Genomic DNA, 20,586 nt, shown 5'->3' with positions numbered 1-20,586 from the left:
GCGCCGTGCAACCACCTTTCTAGCGCTGTCCATGACAACCGCACTACTCGTCGCCGGCTGCGGCGGCGGTGGCGAGAGCGAGGCACCTGCCGAGAGCGAGCTGTACAAGAATCCGGTGACGCTTACCTGGTGGCACAACGCCTCCCAGGACGGACCCGGTAAAGAGTACTGGGCGAAGGTCGCCAAGGACTTCTCCGCGCTGCACCCGACGGTCACGATCGAGGTCGAGGGCATCGAGACCAACCAGCTCCAGCGCACCCGGCTCCCCGCCGCGCTGCTGAGCAACGACCCGCCGGACATCTTCCAGGCGTGGGGCGGTGGCGAGATCCGCGAGCAGGTCGAGGCCGACTACCTCAAGGACATCACCGACCAGGTGAAGGACGAGGTTGCCAACATCGGCAGCGCGGTCGAGATCTGGCAGGTGGACGGCAAGCAGTACGGTCTGCCGTACCGGATGGGCATCGAGGGCATCTGGTACAACAAGGAACTGTTCCAGCAGGCCGGCATCACCGCTCCGCCGGCCACCTTCGACGAGCTGAACGACGCGGTCACCAAGCTCAAGGCGATCAACGTCATCCCGATCGCGGTCGGTGCCGGTGACAAGTGGCCCGCCGCGCACTGGTGGTACAACTTCGCGCTGCGCGCCTGCTCGGTCGACACCCTGCGCAAGGCCAGCCTCGAGAACAACTTCGACGACCAGTGCTTCGTCAAGGCCGGCCAGGACCTGAAGGCCTTCATCGACACCAAGCCGTTCCAGCCCAACTTCATCGCCACGCCGGGTCAGAACGACCCGACCAGCGCCAACGGCCTGCTGGCCAACGGCAAGGCCGCGATGGAGCTGATGGGTGACTGGAACAAGGGCACCCTGGACACCGTCACCGAGGACCAGGAGGCGCTGAACAAGTTCATCGGCTGGTTCCCGGTTCCGGCCATCACCGGTTCCGCCGGTGACCCGAAGGCGGCCCTGGGTGGCGGCGACGGCTTCGCCTGCGCCAAGAACGCCCCGGCCGAGTGCGTCGAGTTCCTCAAGTACATCGTCAGCCCCGAGGTGCAGAAGGGCTACGCCGAGACCGGCACCGGCCTGCCCGTCGCCAAGGGTGCCGAGGACGGCGTGAAGGACCCGGCGCTGAAGTCCATCCTGGAGGCCACCACCAGCGCCACCTACGTGCAGCTCTGGCTGGACACGGCGTTCGGCAGCACCGTCGGCAACGCGATGAACGACGCGATCGTCGCCATCTTCGCCGGCAACGGCACCCCCGAGCAGGTTGTCGAGGCCATGAAGGCGGCCGCGCGCAAGTGACCTCGACCAACCCGACCCTGGACCTCGCCGGCGGCGCTTCCGCGCCGCCGGCGGGACCCCGGCCTGCCCGACGCTCGTCAGCTCGGGCCGCCGAGACCCGACGCAAGTGGTACGAGATCATCGGTCTCACGACACCAGCCGTCATCGTCTATGTGATGTTCGTGCTGGTCCCGATGGGCTTTGCCTTCTACTACAGCCTGTTCCGCTGGCGTGGTGTCGGACCACCCACCGACTACGTAGGCTTCGACAACTACGTCCTGGCGTTCCAGGACCCGATCTTCCTCGACGCGCTGCGCAACAACGCGATAATCGTGTTCGGGTCACTGCTGATCCAGGGGCCGATCGCCCTGGGCGTGGCCCTGCTGCTCAACCGCAACTTCCGCGGCCGTACGCTGTTCCGCCTGCTGGCGTTCGTGCCGTACGTGCTCGCCGAGGTCACCGTCGGCATCATGTGGAAGCTGCTGCTCTCCGACGCCGGCACGGTCAACGCCATGCTGGAGTCGCTGGGGCTGGGCAGCCTGGTGCAGGCGTGGCTCGCCGACCTCGACGTGGTCATCTGGACGATGCTGGCCGTACTCACCTGGAAGTACGTCGGTTTCGCCATCATCCTCCTGCTCGCCGGCCTGTCGAACGTGCCGCAGGAGCTGAACGAGGCCGCCGCCATCGACGGCGCGAGCTGGTGGCAGATCCAGCGTCACGTGACGCTGCCACTGCTGGGACCCACGATCCGGATCTGGATGTTCCTGTCCATGATCGGTTCGTTGCAGGTCTTCGACGTGATCTGGGTGACCTCCGTGCCTGCGGTGCGGTCGCTCGGCGCGTCGGCGACCATGGCGACGTACATGGTGGACAACGGGTTCTTCGCCCGGCTGTGGGGCTACGGCAACGCGGTGGCGGTCATCCTGTTCGCCATCTCGTTCGTCGCGGCGGTGCTGTTCCAGCGCTTCCTCCTGCGTCGTGACATCGAGGGCGCCATCACCAGAAGGGCAAACTGATCGTGGCCGCGAACGCCGTCCTGTCTCCGACCGCCAAGCGTCGCCCGATCTCGTGGGGGAACCCGCTCACGTACGCGCTGGCGCTCGCGGTCGCCGCAGTGTCGATCACTCCGGTGGTCTACGTGATCGTCGGCGGGTTCCGTACCACGCCGCAGATCGTCGCCGATCCGGCCGGCCTGCCCGACCCGTGGGTCTGGGACAACTACTCCCGGGTGCTGACCCAGAGCGACTTCTGGCGGCAGGTGTTCAACAGCGCCGTGGTGTCCCTGGGCACCACCATCGGCGTCGTGGTGCTGGGGGTCTGCGCCGCGTTCGTGCTGGCCCGCTACACCTTCCGTGGCCGTGAGGTGCTCTACACCTTCTTCACCCTGGGTCTGCTGTTCCCGGCCGGAGCGGCGATCCTGCCGCTCTACCTGATGCTGCGTGACCTCAATCTGATCAACTCGTACTACGCGGTGATCCTGCCGCAGGTCGCCTTCGCGTTGCCGCTGACGATCGTGATCCTGCGTCCGTTCCTCACCGCCATCCCCCGCGAGTTGGAGGACGCTGCCGCGATCGACGGCACCGGTCGGCTCGGTTTCCTCTGGCGCATTCTGCTGCCCCTGTCGCGGCCCGCGCTGGTCACCGTCGGTATTCTCGCCTTCGTCACCAGTTGGAACGCGTTCCTGCTGCCGCTGCTCGTGCTGGGTGACGCGAGCCTGCACACCCTGCCGTTGGGCGTGCAGAACTTCTCCAGCCAGTACACCTCCGACACGGCGGGAATTCTCGCCTTCACCTCGCTGGCAATGTTGCCGGCACTCATTTTCTTCACGTTCGCCGAGAAGCAGATCGTCGGTGGCCTCCAGGGCGCGGTCAAGGGCTGAGCGTCAGCGGCACCAACACAAAGGGGTAACACAGCATGACTGAGGTCCGCGAGGTCGTGGGCGGGCCGGCGCCGGTGCCGGCCCAGACAGGATCGGGCCACGGCCGGCCCGACCGGTACGGGTCCGATGGGGAGACGCGCGTACGTGAACTGCTCGGTCGGATGACGATCGAGGAGAAGGTCGCGCAGCTCGTCGGCTTCTGGGAGAAGGCCGAGGGCGAGGCCGTCGCGCCGCTGCAGGGCGAGTTCGGTGACATCGGCCGGCTCGAGGACTTCTCCCGGCACGGTCTCGGTCACCTCACCCGCGCCTACGGCACCCGGCCCGTCGAGGCCGTGTCGCGGGCGTCATGGCTGTGGAAGTTCCAGTCCGACCTGGTGACGGGGACCAGGCTCGGCATCCCCGCGATCGTGCACGAGGAGTGCCTGACCGGGCTGTCGGCGTGGAAGGCGGCCACCTTCCCCACCCCGCTGGCGTGGGGGGCCGCCTTCGACCCCGACCTGGTCACCGAGATGGCCGCGGCGATCGGGGCGTCGATGCGGGCGCTCGGCATCCACCAGGGGCTCTCCCCGGTGCTCGACGTGATCCGTGACCCCCGTTGGGGACGGGTCGACGAGTGCATCGCCGAGGATCCCTACCTGGTCGGCACGCTGGGCACCTCGTACGTGCGCGGGCTCCAGTCGCAGGGCGTGCACGCCACCCTCAAGCACTTCGTCGGCTACTCCGCCTCCCGCGCCGGGCGCAACTTCGCGCCGGTGCACGCCGGTCCGCGCGAGCTGGCCGACGTGCTGCTCGTACCGTTCGAGATGGCGATCCTCGACGGTGACGCCCGCTCGGTGATGCACTCCTACGCCGAGATCGACGGGGTACCCGTGGCCGCGGATCCGACGATGCTGACCGGGCTGCTGCGGGACCGGTGGGGCTTCGACGGCACGGTGGTGGCCGACTACTACGGTGTGGCGTTCCTGAACCTGCTGCACCAGGTCGCCGGTGACCACGCGGACGCCGCCGTGCAGGCGCTGACCGCCGGTGTCGACATCGAGCTGCCCACCGGCGACGCGTACCTGACCCTTGCGGAGTCGGTGCGTGCCGGCCGGATCGACGAGTCGGTGATCGACCAGGCGGTGCTGCGGGTGCTGCGGCAGAAGCTGGACCTCGGGCTGCTGGACGCCACCTTCACCGACGAGCCGGTCCAGGCGGTCGACCTCGACTCGCCCGAGCACCGGGCGATCGCCCGCCGCCTCGCCGAGAAGTCGATCGTCCTGATCGCCAACCAGGACGCGTTGCCGCTGCCGGCGGGCCGCCGGATCGCGGTGATCGGACCGAACGCGGACCGGCAGGGTGCCCTCTTCGGCTGCTACTCCTTCCTCAACCACGTGCTCGTGCAGCATCCCGACGTGGAGGCCGGCATCGAGGTGCCGAGCGTGCTCGACGCGCTGCGCGCCGAGTTCGGCCCGGAGCTCGTCACCTCGGCCCTCGGCTGCGCGGTGGACGACGACGACCGCTCCGGCTTCGAGGCGGCGGTCGCCGCGGCGTCCGCCGCGGATGTCGCCGTCCTTGTCGTCGGCGACCACGCGGGCCTGTTCGGGCGCGGCACCGTCGGCGAGGGATGCGACCGGGACGATCTGGAACTGCCCGGTGTGCAGCGGGATCTGGTCGAGGCGGTGCTGGCGACGGGCCGGCCCGTCGTCCTGGTGCTGCTGACCGGCCGACCGTACGCGATCGACTGGGCGCTGAGCCGCTGCGCGGCGGTGGTGCAGACGTTCTTCCCCGGTGAGGAGGGCGCCGGCGCGATCGCCGGTGTGCTCTCCGGACGGGTCAACCCGTCCGGCCGGCTGCCGGTCAGCCTGCCCCGGTCAGCGGGGGCGCAGCCGTACTCGTACCTGCATCCGACGCTCGGTGACGGCAACGAGGTGACGAACCTGCTGGCGACGCCGGCCGCACCGTTCGGCCATGGGCTGTCGTACACGACCTTCGGGTACACGGACCTGACGGTGCCGGCCACGGTGCCGACCGACGGGGCGCTGGCGGTGAGCGTGCGGGTCACCAACACCGGCGCGGTGGCCGGCGACGAGGTGGTACAGCTCTACGGCCGGGACCTGGTGGCGTCGGTGACCCGACCGGTGGCGCAGCTGCTCGGCTACCAGCGGGTCCACCTGGCGCCGGGTGAGTCGGTCACCGTCGCGTTCACGGTGCCCACCACCCGGTTGGCCTTCTCCGACCGGACGCTCACCCGCGTGGTGGAGCCCGGTGCCGTCGATCTCTGGGTCGGCACCAGCGCACGCCGCGACGTGGCGACGTCGACCACCCTGGTGGGCGACGTCGCACCGGTCACCAACGCCTCCGCCCGCTGGACGACCGCCGAGATCAGCTGAGTCCGTGACAGCCGACCACCGCCGCGATGGTGGTCGACCGCACGATCCAGGGCAGTTCCCGATGATCGGGAACTGCCCTGGTGCACATGCGCCGCGCGGCGACCGCACGACTCAGGCGGCACGCCTCCGGCGGCGGTTGGTCGGCTTCGCCCCGACCTTCGGTGCGGCCGGGCGGCCAGGCTCGTCGCCGTTTCCGTTCGGGACGGCCTTCGGCGTGTCGGCCCGCGCCCCCGGGCTGGTGGCACCGTCGACCGGCGGCGGATACCGGCGCAGCATCCAGGTCTGCTGGCCGAGCGAGAAGAGGTTCGTGGTCACCCAGTAGATGATCACGCCGATCGGGAAGATCAACCCGGAGACGAGCAGTGAGGCGGGGATGCCGTAGAGCATCAGCCGCTGCACCAGCCGCTGCGGCGCATCCGAGGCCCAGCCGCTGCGCAGGATCAGCTGGCGGCTGGACAGGTAGGTCGTGGCGACCAGCACGGCGGCCACGATCCGGACCGTGGCGCCGTCGGCACCGAGCAGGGCCAGATCCTGCCCTGTGGAGCCGAAGGTACCCGCGATCGGGGCGCCGAACAGCGTGGCCGACGAGGCGCTGTCGAACTGGGTGACCGACCAGCCGTACAAGGTCTTCAGCTGCTCCGGCATCGTCGGCTTGAGATGGCGCAACACGTGCAGCAGGCCGAGGAACACCGGGATCTGCACCACCATCGGCAGCAGACCCATGAGCGGATTTGCCTTCTCCACCCGGTAGAGCTCGACCAGCTCCCGTTGCAGAGTTTCCCGGTCGTCGCGGTGCCGGGCCCGGAGTTCGGCGATCCTCGGCTGCAACGCCTGCACCGCCCGCTGCGACCGGATCTGCCTGACGAAGACCGGGAACAGGATGACCCGGACGGTGAGCACCAGGAAGACGATGCCCAGCACCCAGGACCAGTCCGTACCCAGCGCGGACGCCTCGCCGAGCAGCCGCTGCCAGGCGCTGTGCCAGAACAGCAGGATCGCGGAGATGGCGTGATAGATCATGGACATGGAACACCCCTCGACGTGCGACTACGACTGATGTGAGCAGGAACGGTCACCAGCAGCGGTCGCCGACGAGCGGCAGAAATGGGTGAGGTGAGGCTAAGGCGACCGCGAGGGTCGCTGTGGTGGGCGCTCGGGGGCGGGCCCGGCCGGCAGCGTCCGGATCACGGTGGCGGGGCACGCCGGTACGACCCGAGCGCTCCCGCAGCATCCGACGGGTGATCCGCAGGTCGGGGTCGGCCACCAGTGCGGGGATCAGGGCAGCGGCGGCCAGCAGGGCGGTCAGCAGTGCTCCGGTCACCGCCGCCGTGCCGGAGAGCATGCTGGTGGCACCGACGTCGGCCAGTACGCCGACGAGGTGCCACAGCAGGCCGAGCCCGATCACGGGGCAACCATATCCGGTGGACGCCACCGGGGACGTCCGGTAATCGCCGGCCGCCGCGACGCGGCCGGTCGCGGCCCCCGCCTCAACCGTGCGGGTCCGGTTCGGCGCGCAGCGCGGCGCTGGCTCGCACCGCCTTGACGATCGCCGGGATCGCTCCGATCAGCAGCACCAGCGCCCAGACGATCGCGATGACCGCGAAGACCACGGCACCGACGGAGTCGAGGATGCTCACCAGGATCACCGGCACCAGACCGTGCAGGAACCCCAGCACCACCGTGCCGAGCAGGCTGGTCAGGATCAGCAGGACCAGGCCCTTGTTCTGCAGGAACTTCGGTTGGGCCAGGATCAGCAACCCGGCCCAGGCGAGCTTGAGCAGCAGCACCAGGCCGAGCATCGCCGCGGCCTCACCGACCGGGAAGAACCCCCACAGCGCCAGGTAGGCGAGCGTGCCGAACGGTGGCGCCAGGAACAACGACACCATGATCGTTAGCTCGACGAAGGCGAGCACCAGCGCCAGCAGGGCCACGAGGATCAGGACGATCGAGAAGATCAGGGTGGCGACGCCCTGGATCCGGCCGTGCAGCCGCTCCGGCAGCACCAGGCCCAGGCAGAACAGGCCGGTCGTCCAGAGCGCCGCCGCGTCGATGAGCGCCAGATAGCCCGTACCGCGGCCGGACGGCTCGCTGACCTGGCGTACGTCACCGACCTCGACACCGAGGTCGGCGGCGCTGCCGGCCAGTTCCGCGCCGGCGTCGCCGCCACCGAGCAGCAGCCCGGCGCCCACCTCCACGCCCACCGCCAGCACCAGCGCCAGCATCGCCAGCAGCAGGAACGGCTTGCGCAGCCCACCCATTTAGCCTCCTCGCCTCAGTCCCGCGCGATCGTGACGAGGCACCCGGCCGGACAACTCACCAGCACCGTGGTGGCCCGGTCGACGGCGACGCGGGCCACCGCGCCGCTGCCGTCGGCGGCGGGTTCCACCTCGTCGGTGACGGTGAACTCGGCGTCACCCGGGGCCGTCGCCCGCACGCTGAACGCCTGCGGACCGCGCAGGACCAGCGTGCGCAGTCCACCCGGGTCGGCGACGCGCAGTTCGCAGCGGCCGTCGACGACGAACTGCCCGGTGGCCGCCAGGCAGTCCGCGTCCACGCTGGCCGGATCGACGGTGCCGCGTCCGCCGCCGGCCCGGCCCAGCAGGTCGACGAGCGGATGCCGGGCCGTCGGGTCGCCCCGGTCGTCGCGGCCCGCACCCACCGCCACCGCGAACAGCACCACCAGCAGTACGCCGAGCGCCGCCAGCAGTGCCTTCTGCTGTCCGCTCATGTCGGCACTCCGCTTCGCTGCGTGCCGTCATGAGACACCGCCGCGCTGAGTTGATGATTCGCTCGCTGCCGCTCGCTCACCGCTGGTCCTCCGGCCCGACCTCGGTGAACCGCAACTGGTCGACGCCGGCGAAGTAGCGGTTCGTGCTCTGCGTCTTGCCGATCACGACCAGGGTGATCTCGTGCGTGCCGGGGCCGAGCCGTACCCGACCCACGTCGACCCAGTCGGTGACCCGCACCTTCGGACTGAAGCCGATGAACGGGTCGCCGACCTGCCGGCCGTCGATCAGGAAGACCGTGTTGGCGTAGTCGAACGAGGTGGTCAGCACGGCGGAGAACTGCCAGGTCGCCTCGGCCGGCAGCGCCACCGTGACGGTCAGCCGGTCGTTCACCGCACGACCGAGGAAGAACAGTTGGGCGTCCTGCGACCAGGTCACCTCGCAACAGTTCTGCTGCACCTGCACGGTGGCCCCGGAACCCGACGGCGACTCGACCCGCGCCCCGGTCGCCAGGGTCTCCGCCTCGACGGTCACCACCCGCGCCTGCGGTGGCGGCTCGTCTCCGCCGGCCACCAGGAACACCACCACCGCCGAGACGATCAGCACCAACGCCGCGGCCGCGGCGATCCAGGGCCAGGGCGTACGCTTCGGCGGCGCCACCGCGCGTACCTCGTAGGTGACCCGGCCACTGGAGCGGGAACTCTCCTCCGGTGCCGTGTTCGCCGAGTACGCGAACCCCGTCATGTCGTAGCGCCGGGGTGGGGTGCCCGCCGGCACGGCCAGGCGGACCAGGAACGACACCGAACCCTGGGCGGGTACCACCCGCTGTGGCTCGGTGACGGTGAACCACGGCCGTTGGCTGCCCTCGCCGGGTGCCACGTCGAACACCACGGTGTCCGGCGCGACGCCCGGGTTGGAGACGGTGAAGGTCAGCTCACCGGCGTTGCGGGCGTCCAGGGTGAACTGCTCGGCGGCGGCGACAACGGTCCATTCGGTGGTCATGACGGCTCCTCGGGAGCGGAAACGGAGGATGACGGTGCGACGACGGGTGACGGCACGCTGGCCCGCCCGACCGCCCGCTCGGCCGGGGCGTCGCCGACCGTGACCTCGGCGGTGACGGCGGCCGGCTTCTCCGCCGCCACGATCCGGTCGACCAGGGCCAGTTGGTCGGCGGCGGCCGGGGGCACCCGGACGACCAGGTGGAACGGCCGGTCGGCTGGCTCGTCGAGGACGAATCCGGTGACTCCGGTGGCCAACTCCAGGGCGGTACGCAGACCGTCCGGGGTGCCCCGCCAGGCGGCCAGCGCGGCACCGTGCGTCACCAGATCCCGAAGGCGGTTCAGCGGCAGCGGCAGCGGGACGTCCCGCCGGGGCGCGGTGACCAGGTGGTCCATCGCCACCCACCGGGCCAGGTACGCCACCATCGGCGCCGGTGCCCGGTACGGCGCGAAGAGCGCGTCGACCTCGGCCAGCACCGCCTCGTCCGGGGCGTGCAACGCCTCCATCACGTCCAGCAGCGCCCCCAGCACGCTGCCCGGCCCGGCCGCCCGCTGGTAGGCCGTGGGCAGCAGCCGCTCAATGCCCGCTCGTCGCATCCTGCCGCACCACCTCGATGTCGTGCTCGCCGGAGCAGAGCAGCCAGGTGTCCGGGACGGTCACCACGTCGGCGGTGGCCTGGTTGGCGCTGGCCGACCACTCTGTCGCGTCGCCGCTGCGGTGCACGCCGCGCTCCCCGCCGGCCAGCACCAGGCGGTCCGCCGGGCCGGTCGCGGCGACCGCGTCGACCGGCATGAACCGGGTCCGGTCGCGCAGCGGCAGCCCGCAGTTGACCGACACCGACATCCACTGCGGCTGCGCGGACAGCGTGTCCAGTCGCAGCACCCCGCCGCTCTGCGTCGCGGCCAGCGCGAGCGGACCGCTGAAGGCGAGATCCCGGCAGGTGCCGCCGAGCCAGCCCGCCGACAGCGCCTGCCACTTCACGTCGGATTCGAACAGCCGGGCACGGAAGCAGCCCTGGCCGGGTCGCTTCGGATCCGGTTCACCGGTACCGCTCCACAGCAGGGTGGCCGGTCCGTCGTACTGCACGGCGAGCACCCGGTTGTCGACGTTGGCCAGACCCACGTGGCTGAAGCTGCCGGGGCGGCCGGCGTTGCCGGACAGGTACACCCCGAAACCGGCCTGGGCGGCCACCGCCACCCCGGCCGCGCCGCGCTCGGAGACGAACGCCCGCACCGCGTAGAAGCCCCGGTCGGCGTCGGCGGGGTCGACCAGGATCTGCAACGGCACCGAACCGGGCAGCAGGGACACCTCGTACAGGCCGGTGTCGGTGGCGAGCAGCAGCGCACCCGCGCCGTCCCGGTCGATCCAGGCCAGGTCGCCGACCCGCGAGTCCAGGTCGGCCAGCAGCGACCAGGTCTCGCCCAGATCCGTGCTCAGGTGTACCCGGGAGCCGCCGTCGCTGCGGACGGTCGCCACCGCCACCGAACCGGCCCGCGGCACGATGCCCGGTCGCACCGGCGCGGGTGCCGGCACCACCCGCTGCACGGTCTCCCCGTCGTCGAAGCGTCCCGCCGGCTCCCAACCGGCCCCCGCGTTGGTGGAGCGGAACAGCACCGCCCCACTGCCGGCGTACCAGGTGCGCGGCTGGTACTGGTCGGCCGCGAGGGTACGCACGTGACTGTCCGGTGTCTCGTCGACCTCGAACCGCACCGACTCGACGTAGCGCACCCCCGGCTCGGCGTGCTCCAGCAGGCGGTACACGTTGGACGCCCGCAGCGGCTCGCCGAACGCCCAGCCGGTCGGGTTGAGCGTGCTCGGCAGCGGGCTGAGTGTCTGGTGCAGGCGGTCGTGGATGCGCCGGCGTACCGCCTCGACGTCCTCCTCCCGGCGGACCACCACCCGGGCCCGGATCGACACCGCCTTGTACCGCGCCCAGCTGGCCCGGCAGGCGGTCCCCAGCGAACGGCGGCGCTCCAGGTCCGCCTCGACCCGCAACCGGACCTCCTCGACCTCGTGTTCCCGCAGCACCGCCACCGGCAGTTGGCCACCGGGCCGCGCGCCGTCCGGCACGTGCGGCACCAGCACCACCTCCACCTCGCCGGGGCGGGCGAAGCTGTAGACGGCGGCCCGGGTGAAGGCACGGGCGCGGCTCACGCCACCGGCGGCGGTGGCGAGCACCTCGAAGTCCCGGGCGGTCACCGCGCGCTGCTGGGCGAAGAAGGCGTACGGCCCGCGCAGCAGCACCGACTCCATGGCCTCCATTTCCCGGCCACCGGCCGCCGGCAGTGGGTTGACCACCTTCACCCCCGGCAGCGGATCACGCAGGCCGGTCAGGGTGCCGGCGGCCACGTTCCCGGCCGGTCCGCCGCCCGCGCGGTACCACAACCGGACCTGCCGGCCCGCCGGTGGCACCGCCGCGACCGCGCCATCGCCGGAGTGCGCCGTCCCGTCGTCGGTGACCCGCAGGTCCAGCGCCGGTGCGAAGGTCACCGTGCCGGAGCACCGGTCCACCAGGTACGCCTTGTCCTGCGGGCCGAGCCCGGCGAAGCTGTCCACCGCGCGCCAGATCTCGAAGGTGCGCCCGTCGTGCTCCCGAGCCGCGGCACCCAGCTCCACCGAACCGGTCGGCACCTCGACCCCGAGCAGCAGGTCCAGCGGTTCGGCGGTACGCGCCAGCGGCGCCGCCCGGCGCGCAGCACCTGCCCCGGCTGCCCGGTGCCGACACCGAGCAGTTCCGCCTCCACCGGCTCGCAGTGGTGCATCCGGACGGTCACCTCGCGCTGCCCTGCGGCGAGCAGTGCCGGTTCGCAGGTGACGAAGACCACCGGCCGTGGGTCGGCCCCCGGGCGGCGGCCACCCGGGTGCCGGCGGGGATCCGCAGCGGGGCCTCGTCACCGCCGGTGCGGGTGAACCGGACGTCCGCCCAGGCCGCCGCGGGCGGGTGTCGGCTCACCCCGAGCAGGTTGAGGAAGGCGACGTACGCCTTCTCCGGCAACTGGTTCAGCCGGTAGATCATCACTTCGGTGAGGTGCGCGAACGCCTCCAGCAGCGCGACACCGGGGTCGTGTGCGGACAGGTCGGTCCACCCGGGGCAGGACTGCCGGATCCGGTCCCGGGCCTCGGTGACCAGGTCGAGGAAGCTCCGGTCGTCCAGGTGCGGCACGGGCAGCGTCATCGTGGCTCCTCGGTGTCCGGGCCGGTGCTCGGCCCGACGGGCGGGTCGTCGTCGGCGGGCAGCAGGTCGACCGAGAAGACCAGCTGACCGGGGGTGAGGCTGGCCCGGATCCGGTAGTCCAGCCGGATCACCAGCCGCCACGGGTCGTCGGAATCCGGTCCGGCGTCGACGTCGAGCACGTCGATGCGGTGCTCCCAGCGCGCGATGGCCGCGCGGACGTAGTGGATGGCCAGCCCGGCGGTGGTGTCGTCGTTCGGCGCGAAGACCAGCCGGTGCAGGCGGGAGCCGTACCCGGGTCGCATCAGCCGCTCGCCCGGCGTGGTCGACAACAGCAGGAACAGTGCCTGGCGTACCGTCTCGTCGCCGTCGGTCATCGCCAGGCCGCCGGCCGCGGTCAATCCGAGCCCACCGCCCTGACCCGGGTCGAAGCCGGCACCGACGAACCGGATCGCCCTCACGTGTCGGCCCCCACGAAACGCTGCCGGGGATCGCGCACCCGGTAGGTGAACTGGCCGGGCGGACTGCCGTTGGTGAACCCGGACAGGTGCGACAGCACGACCCGTCGGCCGCCGACGCGCACCCAGTCGCTGTAGCCGGCCCGCACCGCCTCGGTGCCGGTGCACGGCTTGACCGTGGCGCCGTAGTTCGGACAGGCGACGATCTCCCGTCCCTTCGGGTCGTCGGCCACCAGCACCGGTACGCCGGCCACCGTGACCCAGCCCTGGGACGCCCGGTTGCGGACCCGGCCGTCGTGGCTGCACCTGATCACCGAGTCGCGGTGGATCCAACGCATCAGCTGCCTCCTTCGTGGTGGGCACGGGCGAGCGCCCGGGCCTGCTCGGCGGCGGTCTGCGGGTCCTCGACGGCCTCGGCGTGCAGGAAGTCGACGCTGCGGGCCCGGACGACCATCGCCCGACCCGGCGCGGACAGCACCAGATCCGTCGCGGCGTGCAGGGTGGCCAGCTCCGGGGTCAGTTCCAGCCAACTGCCGGCGTCGGTGCTCAGCCGCAGGCTGCGCGTCACGTCGTCGACCACCACCTGCTGACCACCGGCGGTACGCAGCGACCAACGCCGGGCCCGCCCGTCGTCGACCCCGGTGTCGTACGGCTCGACGGTGCCGAACAGCGAGCCGAGCACCACGCCGGAGGTCGGCTCACCACCGGGCAGCGCCACCAGCACGCTGTCCTGCGGATCGGGCAACGCGACAAGCCCCTTGCCCCGGCCGGCTCCCGGGCACAGCACCGCCAGCCAGCCGGCGTCCGCCCCGCCGTACGCGGGCAGTTCCACCCGCACGCGGCCCAGACCGTCCGGGTCGGACACGTCGGTGACGGTGCCGAGGGTGACCACCGCTGGTGCCGGCGACCCGGAACGTGGCGCCTGCGGCGGCATGGTCGAGAAGCGACTCAGGTGACCGTTCGCGTCGACGGTGTGCACCACCTCCGTCACCACGTACGTGCCGGCCACCGGCTCGGCCACCCCGGTCAGCCGGATCCGCCGGCCGGGCCGCAGCGCGGGCGTGCCCTCGGCGGTCCCGTCGGCGGTGACCAGGGCGGCGGCCCGGGTGTCGAGCCGAGCCTGGGCCAGTGCGGCGATCTCGTCGTCGCTACGCCCCGGCTGGTCCAGGGCGGTACGTGGGCCGTCCGCGCCGACCTCGGCCGGATCGGGATCCGTCGGGGTGCGGCGCCCGCAACGAGGGGTGTCCACCCGCTGGACGATGGGTTCGGCGCGCTGCGGGTGCCAGCCCAGCACCGCGCTCTCCCCGGCGGCGCTGTCGGCGTTCACCGACAACCGCAGGCCGTGCACGTCGCGGCCCAGTTGCAGGGCGATCGGTTCGCCGTAGCCGTCCAGGGTGACCAGTCGCAGCACGTCGCCGTCGAGGATCAGGTGCAGCCCGGCCCGGCCGGTCACCTCGACGAGCAGGTCCAGGTCGTTGGGCCGGTGGTGGGGCAGCCGGTCGAGGTGCGGGCCGTCGACCTCCGCCTCGACGCGCAACCCCAGGTCGGCACAGAGTTCCGCGGCCAGTTCGGCGGCGGTGACCGACTCGAAGACCCGGATCCGTTGTCGCTTGCGCAGCCGGTGCAGCAGGTCGTACCCGCGAACCCGCAGGACGGCCGTACCGTCGGCGGCGTACTCGACCTCGACGGCGGTGACCTCCCCGGTGAACAGCGCCTCCGGGTGCCCGTCGAGCCGGACGTCCAGGCTCGCGCCGATCCGCACCGGTCCGGTCAGCGCGGCGGTGCCGGGCCCGGTGCGCAGCGTGGCCTCGCACTGGGTGGGCAGGTTCAGGCGGGCGGCGACTCGCACCGAGGTGACCTGGCCGGTCACCGCGTCGGGCAGCGGTCTGCCGCCGAGCAGCACGGTCAGCGCCCGGGGCGCGGCGGCGGTCACGATCCGCTCCCCGAAGTGCGTCGGCGGCGCTCGCTCCCGACGGCGCGGTGCCCGGTAGCGGCGGTACGGCGAGCGCGGTGCCGGCGGGCACGGCCAGCGGGTCGGTGATCCGGTTGTGCTCGGCCAGCAGCCGCCACCGCAGCGGAGAGCCCAGCGCGTCGTGGGCGAGCAGGTCGAAGCGTACGCCCGAGGTGTCGGCGGCGGTGCCGTCGCCGGCGGCAACCACGGCCGTACCCGGGGCGACGGTGGGGGTCTGCGCGGCGGACAGCTCCTCGGCGAAACCCTCCTCGGCGCGGCGGGCGTCCTCGGCCACCCGGACCAGCTTGAGCCGCAGCCACGAGCGACGCGGGGAGCCGGTGGCGGTGAACGCGTCGAAGCGCTCCGCCACCGCGACGATCACACCGGGCACGTTCCAGGTCTTGCCCCAGACCATCCGCACCAGCGGGGGCCGCAGCCAGCCGTGTTCCACCGCCGAGTTCTCGGCCAGCATCCAGAGTGGTCGGGTGAGCGCCCGCACGTCGGTGGGGCGGACCTGCCCCTCGGCGAAGTCGATGTCGAAGAGCAGGTCCAGCACGAGTTCGGTGCGGCCGCCGCCGGTGAAGAGCAGTGGGTCGTCGGCCAGCCCGACGCCGGTGAGCTGACCGTCGGCGCCACCCCGCTGACGCACCCCGGCGAGGCGGGTCACCTGCACCGTCTCGGGGTTGAGCAGGCAGTCGATCCGTTCGCCGCTGTCGATGAGGAAGGCCACCCGTTGCATCAGCCACCCGCCTGTTCCCCGTCGAGCCGCCGCATCCGATGCCCGTCGCCGCCGACCGGCTCGGAAATTGTCCACAGTGCCCGGTCGTCGGGCAGGACCGGCCACGGGTCGGGCCCGGTACGCCCACCGCGCGGCGGCGGTGCCGACTCCAGTTCCGGCCAGCGCAGGTCCGCGCCCACGGGCCAGCGTCCGTCGCCGGTGGGAAGCCCACTGCCGGGCCAGCGTCCATCACCGGTGACAGGCCTGTTGGGGCTGTCGCCGGGTCGGATCCGGTGTCCCGCCCAGCCGTCCCCGCCCGGCAGGCCGATGTCGGTTGTCCGCTGATGTTCGGCCACCAACCGGAGCATCGCGCGGTGCTCCGGTACGGCTCCGGTCGGGCGCGGCTCCGCAGCTGTCGGCGACGGCCCGGCGTGCCACCGGTCCCGCCCGGCGGAATGCGTGCCGGCCACGGCTGGCTGGCCCGCTGGTTCGGCGGGCCAGCCAGCTGCCCGACGTGCCGGCTCGCGGGGCCGGTGTGCGGGGCCGGACCGGTGAGCCGGGGTGCCGGGGCGTGCGGAAGCGCGGGCCCGGTCGTGGCCGGAGCTGCTCCGGGCCGCTGCGGAACGATGCGGAACCGGGCCCTGGTCGTGGCCCGGTCCGTCCCCGTCGATCTCCACGCCGGCTCGGCCGGCCTCGATCCGGCGCGGGCGCCGCAGCCCCGTCATGGGTATCCGTCACGGCTGTCGCCGCCTCCTGCGCTTCCCGGCCCCTGGTCGCGCGGCGCCACCGCTGGCGAGCGTCGCCCAGCCCACCCGGATCGTCCGGCCCACCCGGACCGACTGGCTCGCCCGGACCGCCGGGTCCGGGGGTCTCCGGACCGAGCGGGGATGTTCCCCTGTGGTCCCTTTGCTCTGCTTCAATCGGCGCACCGGTCGATGTCCGGATACCGGACGTCGGGTGATGCGTGGGGTGAAGCAGAGCAAAGGACATGGGGGAGTGGGTGGCGGGTGCCGGCCCGGAGGCCGGGCGGTGATCGGCCGACCACGGGTTCGCGTCGGCGGCCATTGCGGGATCGGCCGTCGCGCCGGGTCGGTGAACGTACCGCCCGGCTGGGTCGACCGACGTGACGGGTGGATGCTCCGGACCGTCCGCGCGTATCTCGCCCGACGGGCCGGCTGGATCCGCGTCCGGTCGGCCGACACCGTCCGGCCTGTGGCGGGCAGACCCCTGGTGGTACGCGCGGTCCGGCGCGGACACGACGTCTGCCGGCGGGGCGAGGGCCAGGTCCCGCAGCAGACCGGGGGCGTGGTGGTGACCACCCGCAGCCAGTGCTCGGGCGGCTGCCCCGGTCGCCGAGGCCGATCATCGGGCCCGGTGGTGACGGATGCGACGGTCCGACCGACGGTGCCTGACCGGCCGGACGAGCCGACCGGTGGCACCGGGGCGGTGGCGTCGACCGCACCGGCGAGACGGTCCACCGCGGCCGCCGCGGCTCGGAGGCGATCGGCCAGCCAGTTACGCGGGCGTCGGCGCGGCACCACCGGCCTCCAGTTCCAGGCTCTCGTAGCGCAGCGTCAGTGCCGCGATGGCGATCTCCTGCCCGAGCGTGTTCAGGTGGGCGCCACGCCAGTTGGTCGGCCACGCGTTGATCAGGTTCCAGCGCAGCACCTCCGCCGTGCCGGCGGCGTCGAGCAGCACCACCGAGACGTTGCGGCGGCTGACCGTACCTCGGGCGACCGCGTGCACCCAGTCCCACAGCTCCCGCGACGCGGTGAGGCCGAAGTGCAGGGTGACCGGCCCGTACTCCACCTGGCCCGGGACCATCCGGATCCGGTCGTTGCCCTGCTCCCGGTACGGCACCGCCGGAATGTTCACCTCCAGGCCGCTGACCTCGGTGAAGTGGCCGTTCGTCACCCCGTTCACCAGCAGCTTGAAGTTGTACGCCCGGTACGGGTCGACCGGGGTGCCCGGCTGTGGGGTGGCCGTGGTCGGCATGTCAGCCTCCAATCGTCTCGGTCTCGGTGCCGCCGGCCCACTGGCTCAGCTTGAACACCACGAACTCGGCGGGCTTGACCACGGCGATGCCGATGTGGGCGACCACCATCCCCGCGTCCCGGACGTCGGCCGGGTTGGTCTCCTCGTCGCACTTGACGAAGAACGCCTCCTCCGGCGTGCGTCCCAACAGCGCACCGTCGCGCCACACCCGGGTGAGGAAGGCACCGATGTCCCGCCGGATGGACCGCCACAGCGTGTAGTCGTTCGGCTCGAACACCATCCACCGGGTGCCGTTGGCGATGGCCTGCTCGATGGCGATGGAGAGGCGCCGGACGTTGAGGTAACGCCACTCGCTGGCCTCGGCGGCGAGGGTACGGGCGCCCCAGACCCGGATGCCCTCCCCGGGGAAGTAACGGATGACGTTGACGCCGCGGGGGTTGAGCACGTCGTGCTCGGCCCGGGTGACCAGGTGGCCCAGATCCACCGCGCCGCGTACCGGCTCGTTGGCGGGCGCCTTGTGCACGCCGCGCAGGGCGTCGGTACGGGCCCAGATGCCCGCCACGTGCCCGCTCGGCGGGGTGAGCACCAACTCGCCGCTGAGCGGGTCACGGACCCGCAGCCACGGGTAGTAGAGGGCGCCGAAGTCGGACTGCCGGGGTCGGTGCGCCACCGGACCACTCCCGCCGCCTCCGCCGCCGGAACCGGCGGGGGTGTCCGGCTCGGTGGTGTCGGCCGGTTTCGCCGAGCGGCCCGAACCGGGCGTGGCGACCCGGGTGAGGGCGGAGATGTCGTCGATGTCGGGCGCCGGGTCGCAGATGGCGACCATGGTGCGGGTGCGCTCGGCCATGCTCAGCAGCGCCTCGTGGGAGACCGGGTCGTGGAAGCCGGGCGCGGCCAGGATGGAGATCTCGTCGACCGCTTCCAGCAGGTCCAGACCGGCACGCTTGCGGCCGGTGCCGGAGACCGCGCCGCCCTCACCGACGTTGACCACCCAGCAGCGGGTGCCACCGTTGTCCAGGAAACCGAAGACGGCCCGGGCCAGCGGTGTGCTCTCCAACTGGTCACCGTCGGCGTACAGGCGGAGGAAGTCGGTCCAGTTGTTCACCGCGAGGGCCGCACCGAGATGGGCGGTGCGGTCCGGCGCGACGCCGACGAAGGCCGCAGTGCTGGTGCCGACCGGTCCGATCGGCCGGGCACCGCTGGGCACCTCCTCGACGTAGATGCCGGGCGAGAAGTAGGTGGGCATCGGTTCCTCCCGTGCGGGTCGGGTCGGCGGATCAGGGTGTCGGTGGCGCGCAGACGATGACGATGTCGGGTTCGGCCGGGTCGATCTCGGCGGTGAGCACCTGCCCTCGACCGGTGAGCCGGAGTCGGACCGGTGCCGGCCGGTCCGGGTCGTGGGGGACGCCGACGAGCCGGAAACGTCCGGCCGAGTCGGTCCGTGTCGCGTACGGCTGGCCGACGACCTCGACCCGCATGGACGCGAGGGGCTGCTCGGCCGGACCGACGACGCGTCCGTCGAGGGACACCATCTCCAGCTGCCGCAGCCGCAGCGGTCGTAGCACCGGTGCGGCCGGCCGGGTCGGGTGGGTGACCTGCACCGGCACGTCGATGAGCACCGCCGGCCGGGGCGGCGCGCCGAAGGCCGCCCACAGCGCCGGGTCGCCGGCCTCCAGCACCAGCGTGCGACCGTCCGCCGCGGTGGCCGCGACGAGCACCCGGTCCAGTGCCGCCAGGGACTCCGGGCCACCGGCGGCCAGCAGGTAGCGCACCGTGAACCGGTACGGTTCTGGTCCACTGCCGGTGCCCCGGGTCTGCCGGGCCGGCCGGATCTCCAGCGGCCACAGGGTCAACCGGCCCGGGTCGGCATCGGGCCGTGGCGGGCCGACCGGGACGGTGTCTCCCACCGTCCCGGCCAACCACGCCGTCACCTCGGCGGTGGCCGTGCGGATCGGACCGTCGTCGGTCATCGCGGCGGCGTCCCCTGGATCCGGTACGCGATGGCCTCGTTCCACACGTGCGGGTAGACGCCGATCTCGAAGTACCGGGTGAAGCGGTTGATCGGTGCGCCCGTGTGGTCGTGGTAGAGCAGCCAGATCGGCGCGATGGTGAACAGCACGTAGTTGGCCACGACCAGCGGGATGTACAGCGGACCGAGCAGCCGGGCCTGGAAGATGTGCACGTCCTCGTGGCGCTGGATACCGGGACCGGAGCCGGCGCAGACCGTGCCGAGCGTGGTGGCGTAGCGGGGAGAGACCCCTTCGACCACGTTCACCCGGCAGCTGTGCCGGGAGGTGACCCGGTCCAGCGAGTGCCCGAACACCAGGTGCAGAGCCAGATAGATCGCGCCGACGAGGGTGTTCAGCAGGCTCCAGGTGTGATCCACGATGAAGAGGAACACCCCGCGCGGGCTGGCCGCGTAGACCTCGGCCGCGGCGACGGCCCAGCCGAAGACCGTGCCGACGAGCAGCCCGATGCCCGCGCCGATGAGCAGCCCGACGCCGCCGCCGAGGAGTTGGCCGAGTACGGCGCCGGTGGCGACGTGGACGACGGCGCTGAGGATTCCGAAGACCATCTCCGGCTCCCCTCAGGCCCAGGAGCGGATGAACCGCGGCTCGTTGCCCTGCGCCAGCTGGATCGGCGTGGCCTGCCGGTTGCCCGGCGGCAGCTGGTTGATGCCCAGCGCGGCGGAGAAGATGACCAGGCCGTTGAAGAACGCGATGATCCATTTCTCGGCGCCCGCGTCGGTGGCGAAGGCGGCGGTGAGGTACGACAGCGCGAGCGCGATGCCCAGCGCGATCCACTTGCGGGCCTTGTCGGCGCTGGGGCCGATGAGTCCGCCGATGACGTTCGTGGTGAGCAGCGTCGCGGCGCTGGCACCGGTGAGGCTGCCCAGGGCCGCCCAGGTGAAGAGATCGTTCATCGCCGATCCCCCTTCGGAGTTGCGTACTGCCGGGTGGGGTGTGGGTGAGCCGCCGTGCTCGACGGCGGCGGCCGGCCGGTCGTCAGCCGGCGTCCGGCGGGCCCGGATTCGTGG

At 72.2% G+C, this 20,586-nt stretch carries 21 protein-coding genes and 1 pseudogene; 4 read left to right on the top strand and 18 right to left on the bottom strand.

Annotation, left to right across the window (positions count from 1 at the left end; all coding sequences use genetic code 11):
* The first annotated feature begins 31 nt into the window (after window positions 1–31).
* Genes ENC19_RS28845 through ENC19_RS28830 form a run of 4 tightly spaced genes read left to right on the top strand, consistent with a single transcriptional unit; the run spans window position 32 to window position 5,530 of the window.
* Window positions 32–1,300, top strand: a complete 1,269-nt coding sequence (locus ENC19_RS28845; protein WP_235945203.1) for an ABC transporter substrate-binding protein — start codon at window positions 32–34, stop codon at window positions 1,298–1,300.
* Window positions 1,297–2,295, top strand: coding sequence for a carbohydrate ABC transporter permease (locus ENC19_RS28840; protein ID WP_164450197.1), 999 nt, complete (start codon window positions 1,297–1,299; stop codon window positions 2,293–2,295). The genes ENC19_RS28845 and ENC19_RS28840 overlap by 4 nt, the downstream gene beginning before the upstream one ends.
* Entirely contained in the window at window positions 2,292–3,158 is an 867-nt protein-coding gene (locus ENC19_RS28835; protein ID WP_093402815.1) for a carbohydrate ABC transporter permease, read from the top strand. Before ENC19_RS28840 ends, ENC19_RS28835 begins: the two co-directional genes overlap by 4 nt.
* Window positions 3,159–3,193: 35 nt before the next feature.
* The gene (locus tag ENC19_RS28830; RefSeq protein ID WP_164450196.1) at window positions 3,194–5,530 is read left to right on the top strand and encodes a beta-xylosidase/alpha-l-arabinosidase; all 2,337 of its coding nucleotides are present in this window, start codon (window positions 3,194–3,196) and stop codon (window positions 5,528–5,530) included.
* 111 nt (window positions 5,531–5,641) lie between these two features.
* On the opposite strand, the gene yidC is transcribed toward ENC19_RS28830, so the two are convergent.
* The 18 genes and pseudogenes from yidC to ENC19_RS28745 all read right to left on the bottom strand — a co-directional run.
* Window positions 5,642–6,556, bottom strand: a complete 915-nt coding sequence (gene yidC / locus ENC19_RS28825) for a membrane protein insertase YidC (RefSeq protein WP_164450195.1) — start codon at window positions 6,554–6,556, stop codon at window positions 5,642–5,644.
* Between the two features lie 46 nt (window positions 6,557–6,602).
* Window positions 6,603–6,935, bottom strand: a complete 333-nt coding sequence (locus ENC19_RS28820; RefSeq protein WP_164450194.1) for a DUF6412 domain-containing protein — start codon at window positions 6,933–6,935, stop codon at window positions 6,603–6,605.
* Window positions 6,936–7,017: 82 nt separating this feature from the next.
* Complete coding sequence (locus tag ENC19_RS28815) at window positions 7,018–7,788, bottom strand: hypothetical protein (RefSeq protein ID WP_164450193.1); 771 nt, start codon at window positions 7,786–7,788, stop codon at window positions 7,018–7,020.
* Between the two features lie 14 nt (window positions 7,789–7,802).
* Window positions 7,803–8,258: a hypothetical protein gene (locus ENC19_RS28810; RefSeq protein WP_164450192.1), complete on the bottom strand. Its 456-nt coding sequence runs from the start codon at window positions 8,256–8,258 to the stop codon at window positions 7,803–7,805.
* Window positions 8,259–8,334: 76 nt separating this feature from the next.
* Entirely contained in the window at window positions 8,335–9,258 is a 924-nt protein-coding gene (locus ENC19_RS28805) for a hypothetical protein (RefSeq protein WP_164450191.1), read from the bottom strand.
* Window positions 9,255–9,851: a phage tail protein gene (locus tag ENC19_RS28800; protein ID WP_164450190.1), complete on the bottom strand. Its 597-nt coding sequence runs from the start codon at window positions 9,849–9,851 to the stop codon at window positions 9,255–9,257. The genes ENC19_RS28805 and ENC19_RS28800 overlap by 4 nt, the downstream gene beginning before the upstream one ends.
* Entirely contained in the window at window positions 9,832–11,871 is a 2,040-nt protein-coding gene (locus ENC19_RS28795; protein WP_328824401.1) for a putative baseplate assembly protein, read from the bottom strand. The genes ENC19_RS28800 and ENC19_RS28795 overlap by 20 nt, the downstream gene beginning before the upstream one ends.
* Before the next feature lie 154 nt (window positions 11,872–12,025).
* On the bottom strand, window positions 12,026–12,430 hold the full coding sequence (locus ENC19_RS30800; RefSeq protein WP_235945202.1) for a hypothetical protein: 405 nt from the start codon (window positions 12,428–12,430) through the stop codon (window positions 12,026–12,028).
* Window positions 12,427–12,888, bottom strand: coding sequence for a GPW/gp25 family protein (locus ENC19_RS28790; RefSeq protein ID WP_164450189.1), 462 nt, complete (start codon window positions 12,886–12,888; stop codon window positions 12,427–12,429). The genes ENC19_RS30800 and ENC19_RS28790 overlap by 4 nt, the downstream gene beginning before the upstream one ends.
* Window positions 12,885–13,223: a hypothetical protein gene (locus ENC19_RS28785; RefSeq protein ID WP_164450188.1), complete on the bottom strand. Its 339-nt coding sequence runs from the start codon at window positions 13,221–13,223 to the stop codon at window positions 12,885–12,887. Before ENC19_RS28785 ends, ENC19_RS28790 begins: the two co-directional genes overlap by 4 nt.
* Window positions 13,223–14,818 carry a phage baseplate assembly protein V gene (locus ENC19_RS28780; RefSeq protein ID WP_164450187.1) on the bottom strand — a complete coding sequence of 532 codons (1,596 nt, stop codon included), beginning with the start codon at window positions 14,816–14,818 and terminating at the stop codon, window positions 13,223–13,225. The genes ENC19_RS28785 and ENC19_RS28780 overlap by 1 nt, the downstream gene beginning before the upstream one ends.
* Window positions 14,819–15,170: 352 nt before the next feature.
* Window positions 15,171–15,575, bottom strand: a pseudogene (locus ENC19_RS30795) (CIS tube protein); the annotation flags it as partial.
* Window positions 15,575–15,910: a hypothetical protein gene (locus ENC19_RS28770; RefSeq protein ID WP_164450186.1), complete on the bottom strand. Its 336-nt coding sequence runs from the start codon at window positions 15,908–15,910 to the stop codon at window positions 15,575–15,577. The pseudogene ENC19_RS30795 and the gene ENC19_RS28770, both read right to left, overlap by 1 nt.
* Before the next feature lie 1,159 nt (window positions 15,911–17,069).
* Complete coding sequence (locus ENC19_RS28765) at window positions 17,070–17,549, bottom strand: phage tail protein (RefSeq protein WP_093402636.1); 480 nt, start codon at window positions 17,547–17,549, stop codon at window positions 17,070–17,072.
* A gap of 1 nt (window position 17,550) precedes the next feature.
* A complete protein-coding gene (locus tag ENC19_RS28760) occupies window positions 17,551–18,795 on the bottom strand; it encodes a phage tail sheath family protein (RefSeq protein ID WP_164450185.1) in 1,245 nt (414 codons plus the stop codon).
* 31 nt (window positions 18,796–18,826) lie between these two features.
* Window positions 18,827–19,519, bottom strand: coding sequence for a carboxypeptidase-like regulatory domain-containing protein (locus tag ENC19_RS28755; RefSeq protein ID WP_164450184.1), 693 nt, complete (start codon window positions 19,517–19,519; stop codon window positions 18,827–18,829).
* Window positions 19,516–20,124 (bottom strand): glycine zipper family protein, encoded by a 609-nt coding sequence (locus ENC19_RS28750; protein WP_164450183.1) that lies wholly within the window; start codon window positions 20,122–20,124, stop codon window positions 19,516–19,518. The genes ENC19_RS28755 and ENC19_RS28750 overlap by 4 nt, the downstream gene beginning before the upstream one ends.
* Window positions 20,125–20,136: 12 nt before the next feature.
* On the bottom strand, window positions 20,137–20,586 hold a 450-nt coding region (locus ENC19_RS28745), incomplete at its 5' end, for a hypothetical protein (protein ID WP_235945201.1).

The organism is Verrucosispora sioxanthis, assembly GCF_010560025.1.
GTDB lineage: Bacteria > Actinomycetota > Actinomycetes > Mycobacteriales > Micromonosporaceae > Micromonospora > Micromonospora palythoicola.
Note: the sequence above shows the minus strand (reverse complement) of the source record. Positions and strands in the feature narration are given on the sequence as shown.